Annotated in this window: 7 protein-coding genes; all 7 read left to right on the forward strand. The window is 43.0% G+C overall.

Going from position 1 to position 11,673, the window contains the following annotated elements; genetic code table 11:
* Nucleotides 1-206 precede the first annotated feature (206 nt).
* The 7 genes from DC487_RS14180 (at nt 207) to pgmB (ending at nt 11,628) form a co-directional block, all read left to right on the forward strand.
* Nucleotides 207-1,754 carry a sulfatase family protein gene (locus tag DC487_RS14180; RefSeq protein ID WP_116776629.1) on the forward strand — a complete coding sequence of 516 codons (1,548 nt, stop codon included), beginning with the start codon at nt 207-209 and terminating at the stop codon, nt 1,752-1,754.
* A gap of 203 nt (nt 1,755-1,957) precedes the next feature.
* Nucleotides 1,958-2,974 (forward strand): LacI family DNA-binding transcriptional regulator, encoded by a 1,017-nt coding sequence (locus DC487_RS14185; protein WP_116776630.1) that lies wholly within the window; start codon nt 1,958-1,960, stop codon nt 2,972-2,974.
* Between the two features lie 284 nt (nt 2,975-3,258).
* The gene (locus tag DC487_RS14190; protein WP_116776631.1) at nt 3,259-6,216 is read left to right on the forward strand and encodes a SusC/RagA family TonB-linked outer membrane protein; all 2,958 of its coding nucleotides are present in this window, start codon (nt 3,259-3,261) and stop codon (nt 6,214-6,216) included.
* A gap of 23 nt (nt 6,217-6,239) precedes the next feature.
* On the forward strand, nt 6,240-7,823 hold the full coding sequence (locus DC487_RS14195) for a RagB/SusD family nutrient uptake outer membrane protein (RefSeq protein WP_116776632.1): 1,584 nt from the start codon (nt 6,240-6,242) through the stop codon (nt 7,821-7,823).
* A 36-nt stretch (nt 7,824-7,859) separates the two neighbouring features.
* On the forward strand, nt 7,860-8,924 hold the full coding sequence (locus tag DC487_RS14200) for a SusE domain-containing protein (protein WP_116776633.1): 1,065 nt from the start codon (nt 7,860-7,862) through the stop codon (nt 8,922-8,924).
* 65 nt (nt 8,925-8,989) lie between these two features.
* Nucleotides 8,990-10,858, forward strand: coding sequence for a glycoside hydrolase family 13 protein (locus DC487_RS14205; protein WP_239016395.1), 1,869 nt, complete (start codon nt 8,990-8,992; stop codon nt 10,856-10,858).
* Between the two features lie 110 nt (nt 10,859-10,968).
* Nucleotides 10,969-11,628 (forward strand): beta-phosphoglucomutase, encoded by a 660-nt coding sequence (gene pgmB, locus DC487_RS14210; protein ID WP_116776634.1) that lies wholly within the window; start codon nt 10,969-10,971, stop codon nt 11,626-11,628.
* Nucleotides 11,629-11,673 lie beyond the last annotated feature (45 nt).

Below are 11,673 nucleotides of genomic sequence, written 5' to 3' on the forward strand. Positions count from 1 at the left end.
CAGAGTAGTTAAGCCCGCCAGAGCCGATGGTATTGCCGTAACAGGTGGGAGAGTAGGTCGGTGCCTAATTTTATACTAAAGCCCTTGCAAAAAACTTTGCAAGGGCTTTTTTGCGTTTATAGATTTTTTGTATCAGCACTAGGCAGCCGAAAGAATATGTTATTGGTTAAGAATATATATCTTTAACATTCTTAAACTTAATTGATATGTTGAGATGTCTTATATATAGTGTTTGCTTTCTAATTATTTTTTCCCTGCCCAGCCTTTCACAAACCTCTAGTATAGCCACGGTAGGCAAACCTAATATAATTTTTATCCTTTCAGATGATCACACCAATAAAGCTATTGGTGCGTATGGTAATGAATTGGCAAGAACTCCTAATATTGATCGAATTGCTAAGGAAGGCGCTATTTTTACTAATTTTTTCGTCACTAATTCTATTTGTGGGCCTAGTAGAGCTGCCTTATTGACCGGTAAGTATAGCCACATTAATGGATTTGTATCAAATAATAATCAGTTTGACATCAATCAATTTCTATTTTCAAGGGCGTTAAATGATGCTGGTTATCAAACTGCTTGGATTGGCAAATGGCATTTAGAAACTTTACCAGATGATGCATTTAATTATTGGAATATTCTTCCCGATCAAGGGCATTATTTCAATCCTGATTTTATAAACCAGCATCATGATACCCTAAACTATGAAGGCTATGTAACCGATATCATTACGACGTTATCTACCGATTGGTTGAAGAATAGAGATCAGGATAAACCTTTTTTATTGATGATCGGTGAAAAAGCTACCCATCGTGAGTGGTTGCCAGCTGTAGAAGATTTAGGTTCCTACGATGATGTGATATTTCCCCTACCTGCAAGTTTCTATGATTCTTATAAAGGGCGCATAGCTGCCGCACATCAAGATATGTCTATTGCTGAGACGATGAATTTAATATTTGACCTCAAGATCAATGTAGATTATGAAAAAGATGCTATTTACAGACGATTAAATGATCATCAGCGCAGTGCCTATAAGTCGTATTATGGTGACGTAATCAGTAAAGAATTTAATGACAATCAACTTAAGGGTAACGCGCTTATAGAGTGGAAATTTCAGCGTTATATGCGAGATTATTTTGCCACAGCTAACGCTGTAGATCGTAATATTGGTATGGTGTTGGATTTTTTAGATCAGCACGGTTTATCAGAGAATACAATTATTATTTACGGTTCTGATCAGGGATTTTATCTAGGGGAACATGGTTGGTTTGATAAGAGGTTTATCTATGAGGAATCTTTGCGTACACCGTTTATGATTCGCTATCCGAGTGTTATCAAGATGGGCTCTGTTATTAGCGAGCAGGTTCTTAATATTGACTGGGCACCAACTTTACTGGAGATTGCGGGTGCAACTGTTCCTTCCGAAATTCAAGGAAAATCTTTCTTACCGCTTTTGCAGCAGAAGGCCGGTGATTGGCGGCAACAAACCTATTACCATTACTATGAATATCCACAACCTCATCGTGTCATACCACATTTTGGCATTAGAACGCCCCAATTCAAATTAGTACGCTTCTACGGAGAGCAGGATTTTTGGGAATTGTACGATTTGAACGAAGATCCGCAAGAACTAAACAATATTTATGATATAATGTTGAATACTAATCCGAAATTAGTTAAATCATTAAAACAGCAATTAGCTGTATCTACGAACGAATTTAAAGATGATCTTGCAAAACGTATCATGCAAGAATAGATTGAAATTGTAGTCTTTTTTTTATCCCGTTCCTTCAGTACAATCATAGCTATAGATGTTGTGGTCTTTGATGCTATCCTAGTTATGCTAATCTACTATTGATGGTGGTCTGGCAACAATTTAGCGTGGCAAATCTTACGCATCTGTGCTAGTTAACAGATCAACTAATTCGTTTTTTAACTATGTTTGCTTAATCAATAGGTATGGCAAATAACATCACTATAGTAGAATTGGCGGCGGCATTAGGGCTTTCCAAATCAACCGTGTCACGGGCATTCCGCGATAGCGAAGATATCAACCCAAAAACGCGGGAAAAGATACTTCAGAAGGCCAATGAGCTAGGCTTCTCGCCAAATCTCTATGCGAGCAATTTGCGTGGCAATAAAAGCCACACGATCGCCATCATTATTCCAGAATTTGGTAATAAGTTTTTTTCTCAGGCCATTAAAGGCATAGAGTGGGTCGCTAGGAATAATGGTTATCACGTATTGATTTACGTCACGGATCATAGTGCGGAGAAGGAGGCAGATATTATTCGAACTCTGGTGAATGGACGTGTGGATGGAGTCATCATGTCTGGATCAGGAGAAGGCAACAATCATGAATACCTCAAATTGTTGCAAAATAATAAAGTGCCGCTTGTTTTTTTTGATCGCTATTATGAAGATGTACCTACAGCCTGCATCACTGGCAATGATTTTGAATCCAGTTATCAGGCAACCAAACACTTGATCACTAACGGAGCGAAAAGGATCGCTTACTTAGCGGTTAATAAGGACGTATCTATCGGCAAAATAAGGATGGAAGGCTATAAAAAAGCGCTGGAAGAAGCGAAGCTGCCCATCAACGAACAATTGATATTGGATACATCCAACGATGTGCATGTCAATTACCAAGATATCAAGACATTGATACAAATCCAGCATCCAGATGCTATTTTTGCTTCGGTAGAACGTTTAGCAATGAGCACCATTCGTGTCGCTAGAGAGCTCCATCTGACCATTCCTAATGATCTTAAGTTAATCTGTTTCTCTTGTCTCGATATTGCTGATATGTTGCAACCATCTCTCAGTGTCGTCAAACAACCTGCGTATGAGATGGGGATACAAGCTACTTCACAACTATTTGATATCCTGTGCGGTCGCAAGCCAGACGGAATACGTAACCTTCTCTTTTTAGATTCTGAGTTGATATTTCAACATTCCAGTCGCAAAGTATAAAATATTTTCGCACTTACTTTGTGTAATTTATTTTTTGTGCTACCTTAGTACCGTTTTGGGAACGTTCCCGGGAACGATCTCATTGTGATGATACTGGCCTTCGGCCGCAATTATAAATTAAAGTAAACAAAGACGTTAGCGTGCAGATGCAAATACCCGTTCAGACTTCGGTCCGTGGTTGGGTTGTTTTATTCTATTTGGTGAGATGTATATGATCTGCCAGCGCTATTTGCTACCGAAAAACAACACAAACAGTAAATAAATCTATAAACCAAATTAGTATTATGATCAGCAATTTTACATTACGCACAGTGATGAGCATTAGCTTATTGATGGTGCTGTTCATGTCTGCTTTTGCGCAAAACAACAATCTGGCGGGGCGTGTCTCGACGCGGAGCGGCGAAGCGGTGCAAGGAGCAACAGTTCGTGTATTAGGCACGCAACTGGCCATCTCTACCAACGAAGCGGGAGAATATGCATTTAATGGTGTTCCATTAGGTAATCGCATGGTTACCGTAGAAGTCGTTGGATTCGAAACAGCACAACAATCTATCGTAATCGCTGCTGGATCCAATACCCTAAACATTCAACTTCAAGAATCTTCCAGCAATTTAGAAGAAGTTGTCGTTATTGGGTACGGTAGCCAACGTCGAGATCAATTAACCGGCTCAATTACCGCAATTGGATCCAAAGATTTCCAAAGTGGGGTTATTACGACGCCTGAGCAATTAATTCAGGGTAAAGCAGCGGGTGTTCAGATTACGTCTGCTGGTGGTCGACCTGGGTCAGGAAGTACCGTTCGTATTCGTGCTGGCGCTTCGCTAAATGCCAGTAATGATCCATTATATGTGATCGATGGAGTTCCTTTTAGCCCCACCACAATTAATGGATCAGCCAGCCCAATGTCTCTTATTAATCCGAATGATATTGAGTCATTCACGGTCTTGAAAGATGCCAATGCCACGGCTATCTATGGATCCCGTGCTTCTAATGGCGTTGTTTTGATTACTACAAAAAAGGGTACAACTGGTGCACCACGCATTAATTTTAGCACAGTAAACTCATTGTCCACCATCGATAAGTACTATGAGGTCATGTCGGCAGATAGTTTACGTTCTTACGTCAATACCTACGGTACGGCAGCACAAATCGCCCGTTTGGGTACTGAAAATACGGATTGGCAACGCGAGATCTACCGCACCGCATTCACTACGGACAATAACGTGAGTATCGCAGGCGCATACAAAGGCCTGCCATATCGCGCTTCTGTTGGTTATCTTAACCAGCAAGGAGTATTGAAAAGAGATGTAATGGATCGTACCTCTGCCAGTCTATCAGTTACACCAAAGTTCTTTAATAATAGTTTAAAGGTTGAGTTGAACTTAAAAGGATCACTGCAGAACTCCATGTTTGCGAATGATGGTGCGATTGGTTCTGCCATTGTCTTTGATCCTACGCAACCTGTTTACCAAGAGAATGCCTGTGGAAATTATTTCGAATATATGCAGGGCGATTTGCCTCACCCATTGGCACCTCGTAACCCATTGGCGATGATAAACCTGAAAGACGACGACGCAAAAGTTGCACGAAGCTTTGGTAATGTGCAGATCGATTATACGATGCCATTTATTTCTGGCCTAAGAGCTAACCTGAATCTGGGGTATGATATCTCCCGCGGACAAGGAGGTGTATTCGTGCCAGATTTCGCCGCCATGGAGAATCGTACACAGGGTTTGCAAACCCGTTTTATGAACGATTACACCAATTTGGTGGGTGAATTTTATTTGAATTATAATAAAACATTTTCTGCTATCAATGGTCACTTGGATGCGACGGCGGGTTATGGATATTATGATTACCAAACAGCGACTAATAATTACCCTAGTTTACGTGCTGATGGAACAGTCTTAACGGAGCCGGTATTTCCTAGAGACATTCAGCAGAATAGATTGATCTCTTATTTTGGACGTGCAACTTATACGGCAAATGAGAAATATATCATCTCTGGAACACTACGCGCCGATGGTTCTTCCCGGTATAGTCCGGAAAATCGCTGGGGTGTATTTCCATCAGCGGGCGTAACCTGGAGAGTAAACCGTGAATCTTTTTTGGAAGATGTTACGACCTTATCCAAACTAAATCTTCGCCTGAGTTATGGCGTTACCGGCCAGCAAGATGGTATTGCGAATTACTCGTATCTTCCTAACTACTATCTAAGTGTCAATGAAGCACAGTACCAATTTGGTGAAGAATTCTACCGCACATATTCCCCGATCGCCTACGATAGAGATCTTCGTTGGGAAAGCACGGCGACGTACAATGCCGGAGTCGATTTCGGTATCCTAGGCGACCGCATAGATGGTAGTATTGATGTGTATCGTAAGAATACGCGGGATCTATTAAGTACCATTCCTATTCCAATTGGTACCAATTTCAGCAACCGCCTACTGACCAACGTCGGTAATATGGAAAATACCGGGGTAGAATTTAATCTAAATGCCATACCAGTACGCCGCGAGAATTTTAGTTGGAATGTCAATTTTAACTTCACGTACAATACGAATAAGGTAACCAACCTGACAGCCGTAGCTGATCCAAATTACTTTGTAGAAGTTGGTGGAATCACGGGCGGTACGGGTCAGAATGTACAGGCGCACGTAGTGGGCTATAGCCCGTTTACATACCGTTTGCAACAGCAAATCTATGGTGCGGACGGTCGTCCGTTAGAGGGAGTCTATGCAGATATTAATGGCGACGGCGTTGGTAACGAGTCCGATCGTCGTTTGTTCGGCTCACCACTGCCCCGATATTTACTTGGATTCTCTACTGGCATAGACTACAAAAACTGGACATTCAGCACGGTACTACGTTCGAATCTTGGACAACATATCTATGATAATATTAGCTCTAACTTGGCTATTCGCAACAATGTATTAAGTCCAATTGGCATTATAAACAATGCACCAAGCTCGTTGACAAATACCAATTTTATTAACAACAGTGCGTTGAGCAATTTTTATTTACACGACGGATCATTCCTGCGTATGGATAATATTTCAGTGGGCTATAATTTCATGAATGCTTTAGGCGAAGGAAAAAATATCCGTGTATCGGGCAATGTACAAAACGTGTTTGTATTGAGTGGCTACAAAGGTATTGACCCTGAAATACAAGGTGGTATTGACAATAACCTGTATCCACGTCCACGCACATTTGTATTGGGTGTAAACCTTGATTTGTAATCCAATTTTAAAGAGAAAACACTATGAAACGCAATTTTTTAACCTATATAGTCGCTGCAACTAGCCTGTTCAGCGCGTCTTCTTGCCACGATAAGCTGGATTTAGTTCCACTTAACGACGTGACCTCCGAGGTCGTGTATCAATCCGTTGAAGGCTACAAACAATCTTTAGGTAAGGTATATGGAAGTATGGCTATGTCTGGCGGTAGAGGCACCTCGGGTGATGGAGATATTGCCGGTATCGATGCTGGCGCATCCGATTTCTTACGCTTATATTTTAATTTACAAGAAGTGGCTTCTGATAATGCCATTTGTGCTTGGATACAAGATCCAGGCGTGTCAGAGATAAACAGCTTAACCTGGTCTTCCAATAATGTGATGGTTTTAGGTATGTATGCACGTTCTATGTATCAGATCACCGTTGCTAATGACTTTATTCGGGAGAGTTCTGATGATAATTTAGCCAACCGCGGTATTGTGGGTGCAGATGCAGAAGCTGTACGTGGTTTTCGCTCCGAAGCTCGTTTCCTGCGCGCCTATCAGTATTGGGTGATGATGGACTTGTTTGGTAACCCACCATTTGTAACCGAAGAAAATACGATTGGTAAAACACCTCCTGAGCAGATTAGCCGTGTAGATCTATTTAATTATGTAGAATCTGAATTACTGGCCGTACAGGAAGAATTGGTGGCACCGCGTCAGAATGAATATGGTCGTGCCGATCAGGCAGCAGCCTGGATGTTGCTTTCCAAATTGTACCTGAATGCGGAAGTCTACACTGGCACTGGCCGTTATCAAGACGCACTTAGCTATGCTTCGCGTGTGATTAATTCGGCCTATACATTAAAGGAAAACTACGCACACCTATTTTTAGCCGATAATAATATTGGGCAAGATGAAGTGATCCTGTCCATCAACTACGACGCCATCAGAACCCAAAACTTCGGTGGTACAACATTTTTAGTCAATTCTTCCAGCGGTTCGGGTATGAATATGGCCGCCTTGGGTATTCCTAGCGGCGGATGGGGCGGTAATCGCAGTCGTCGTACTTTGCCAGCAAAATTTGCTGATCCAAGTGGGCAGACCGATCGTAGAGCGATGTTCTTCGGCGAAGACCCCAACATTACGGACCCGGCTGTTTTTGTACAAGGCCTAGCGGTTACGAAATTTAAAAACGTGGATCGCAACGGTGTCGCTGCACCTTCCAACGACGGTACCCAAGTATCGACCGACTTCCCATTAATGCGCTTAGCAGATGCTTACTTGATCTATGCGGAAGCCGTATTACGTGGTGGAGGTGGTAATATGGGTGAAGCCATCAATTATGTCAATACCGTACGTCGCCGTGCATATGGCAATAATACGGGCGATGTAAGCAGCATCAATCTAGACTTTATTTTAGACGAGCGCGCACGTGAATTTTACTGGGAAGGCTACCGCCGTACCGACTTGATTCGTTTTGGTCGTTACACTAGTGCAGCATACGTTTGGCCATTCAAAGGTGGTACAGCAGCAGGCACATCGGTGCCTGACTTCAGAACCATTTATCCTTTGCCTGCATCTGACGTGATTGCCAATCCAAACCTGATGCAAAACCCAGGCTATTAATCCAAACTAATTGTGAAAATTTAGGAATATACGAACATGAAATTCAATCATATCATAGCAGTAGCGTTGGCTTGTGTGGCCAGTACATTGGGATCCTGCGAGAAGGATAACGAGATGGTCACCGTCACGACAGGTGAGCTGCCTACACTAACGGCATCGTCCGATTCGCTAGTATTGCTACAGCAAAATGCGACCGATACGGCCTTTACTTTCAATTGGTCGCCATTAGAAGTCAACTGGTCAAATGAGGCGGTAAGTAGTAATATCTTGCGTTATAGCATCCAAATCAGCACGCAAGAGCGCAATTTCCAAGGAAGCCCGCTGCTCACTGTAGATGCAGAAGGAATTTCTGCAAGTATTACGGTGAATACACTTAATACCGCCTTATTAGAAGCCAAAGTTGCTCCCGAGCAGCCCGTTGTTCTATTGGCACGACTAGCTATGACGCTAGCGCCAAACAATATTATGTACTCCAATGTCATTGAATTAAAGGCCACGCCATATGAAGACGTGGTGCTATTACCCTCTCTATTTATCGCTGGTGCGTTGAATGGTTGGTCTCATAGCAATGATTTCCGCGTCGGGTCGATCGAGGGCGATAGTAAATACGAAGGTTATGCCAATTTCACAGCTGGCAATTTAGCATTTAAGTTTTCAAGCCAAGCCAACTGGGATGGCACCAATTACGGTGCAGCAGCTGCAGCTGGTAAGTTGAGCGTCGCCGGCGATGCCGGAAACTTAGAAGTGCCAGCAGCAGGTTATTATTTGCTGAAAGCAGATACCGAAACTTTAGATTGGTCGGCTACGCTGGTAACCTGGGGTATTATTGGTGCAGCAGCCGGAGGTTGGGGCGATACCGATGATGTGGCACTAACCTATGATGCGAACAGCGGATTGTGGACAGCTACATTAGACATGAATGCAGACGAATTTAAGTTCCGCGCCAATAATGCCTACGCCATCAACCTTGGTGCTGGAGCACGCAATGGCGTACTCAGCAACGGCGGTGGCAACCTACGAATCGCAGAAAGCGGACGTTACTTAGTCACGCTTGATCTTCGCAATGCAGGCTACTATACCTACACCATAGAAGCACAGTAAAACAGAATACCTCGGTATCCTCACCCTTCGTGAGGATACCTTTTTAGTTATTAAGACGAACAAATATGAAGATGCAACCTTTTTTTGCCAGCCTAATCTGGTTATTGATTTTTGGAACGACTGCGGCATTCTCACAACAAATGCGGAAGAGTGACGAACCTCGAATCGCTCCATTAAGTTGGTGGGTGGGTATGAAAAATCCGAATGTACAATTGATGGTTTTTCATAAAGACCTTGGTACACGCACCCCAAAGATTAATCACAAAGGTGTGGAACTGCTCAAAGTAAATCGGGTAGAAAATCCGAACTATTTGTTTCTTGATTTGAAAATCGATGCTAAAACCAAAGCCGGCGAGTTCAATATTGTATTTTATGAGCAAGGAAAGGCAGATATCGTCATGCCTTATACTTTAGCGGCACGCGATACCAAGCAAAAGAAAGCACAAGGCGTGACCAACGAAGATTTTATTTACCTCATCATGCCCGATCGCTTTGCCAATGGCGATCCCTCTAATGATGTGATCCAAGGCGCGCGCGAAACCAACTTGCACCGCGACTCCTTGTATTATCGTCACGGTGGCGATATCCAAGGAGTTATCGATCATTTGGATTACCTACAAGATATGGGCGTGACGGCTGTATGGCTCAATCCTGTGTTGACAAACGATATGGAAAAAGCTTCTTACCACGGCTATGCGGCTACTGAGTTTTACCAAGTCGATCCACGGTTAGGTACCAATGAATTGTATCGCCAATTGGCCGATGAGCTACACAAAAGAGATATGAAACTGATTCAGGATTTGGTACACAATCACGTGGGCGCTGAGCACTGGACGGTAAAAGATAAGCCTTTCCAAGATTGGCTCAATAACTGGGACGAATACACCAACACCACCTACAAAGATCAAGTATTATTTGATCCTTATGCCGCGCAGTCCGACAAACGTAAGATGACCGATGGCTGGTTTGTACCTTCTATGCCCGATCTTAATCAGCGCACCGAGTTCATGCAAAATTACATCACCCAGAGCCATATCTGGTGGATCGAGTATGCTGGTGTCGACGGATTTCGTCTAGATACGTATGCCTATAATGATGCCGAGTACATGGCCAAATGGGCACAAGATATTACCGCAGAATATCCGAGTATGACCTATTTTGGGGAAACGTGGGTCAATGGTATGACAAATCAAGCCGTCTTTACCGAAGGAAGCACCATCAATCAGCACTTCGATACACACTTACAGGCGGTCACTGACTTTCAAACTTTCCATGCGATTAATAAAACTTTCACCGAGCCATTCGGCTGGACTGAAGGGGTGAATGCTTTATATAGCACCTTAGCCAATGATTATATCTACAAAGATCCGACACGGAATGTCGTTTTCTTGGATAATCACGATGTGAGTCGATTTTTGTCAATTGTGGGCGAAGATATCAACAAATACAAATCTGGTTTGACATGGCTATTGACCACCCGAGGCATTCCGCAACTGTATTATGGTGCTGAAATTGCGATGAAAAATTTTGCAGATCCAGACGGGAAAGTTAGGGAAGATTTTCCAGGAGGATGGACAGGAGATCAGCAAAATAAGTTTGTAAGCGAAGGCCGAAATGATACTGAAAATAGTGTATTCGACCATGTGAAAAAATTGGCTGTATACCGTAAAGAGAATACCGTATTGCAAACAGGAAAACTGATGCAGTTTGTGCCAGAAGATGGCATTTACGTATACTTCCGCTATGATGATCAGAAAACTGTAATGGTGATAATGAATACCAATGAAGGTGAAAAATCGATTAAAACCCAGCGTTTTGCAGAACGTATACAGTCGCATACCATTGGCTGGGATGTGGTAGCCCAGCGCGAAGTGGACATCAACGATCAGATTACCGTTCCAGGATTTACCGCATTAGCATTAGAATTACGATAAAATACAAGGAGCGTCCTTGGATCACGCTCCTAAATAAAAGCAGATGAACAGATTTAGGTTATCAAATAATAGCCAATCTGCATATACAACACAAACCACAACAACGCAACATGACATCAGGAACAACGACTATATTAAATCGTCCAGCTTACATATTTGATCTGGATGGTGTATTGGTAGATACCGCCGTATTTCACTACCAAGCGTGGAAGCGTTTGGCCAATCAATTAGGTTTTGATTTTACGGTAGCTCAAAATGAGCAACTCAAGGGAGTAAGTCGGGTAGAATCATTAGAGAAAATACTGGACTGGGGAGGAGTGAGCAAGACCGAAGCTGAAAAGTTGGCACTTGCACAGCAGAAGAACGATTGGTATCTAGAGATGGTAGCCCAGATGACAGCTTCCGATCTGCTTCCAGGAGTATTGGATTTTTTAGGACAAGCAAGCTCGGCAGGCAAGAAAATCTCTTTAGGATCAGCCAGTAAGAATGCGCCCCTTATTTTGGAAAAGACCGGTATTGCACGCTTCTTCGATGCGATTGTAGATGGCAACGAAGTGACTTTGTCCAAGCCCAACCCCGAAGTATTTCTTTGCGCAGCACGTAAATTGGGCTTTCCGCCCGAGGACTGTCTGGTATTTGAAGATGCCGAAGCCGGTGTGGCTGCCGCAATCGCGGGTGGTATGGACGTGATCGGTATTGGCGAAGAGGGTGCATTGCCTGAAGCCAATGTACTAGTGTCCGATTTGAGCAAACTTTTACAGGAAAAATAAGCGCCGCAAAGAGATACACGGAAACCACGTATCAAAATTTTTGGT

Source organism: Sphingobacterium corticibacter (genome assembly GCF_003076635.1).
Taxonomy (GTDB): domain Bacteria; phylum Bacteroidota; class Bacteroidia; order Sphingobacteriales; family Sphingobacteriaceae; genus Sphingobacterium; species Sphingobacterium corticibacter.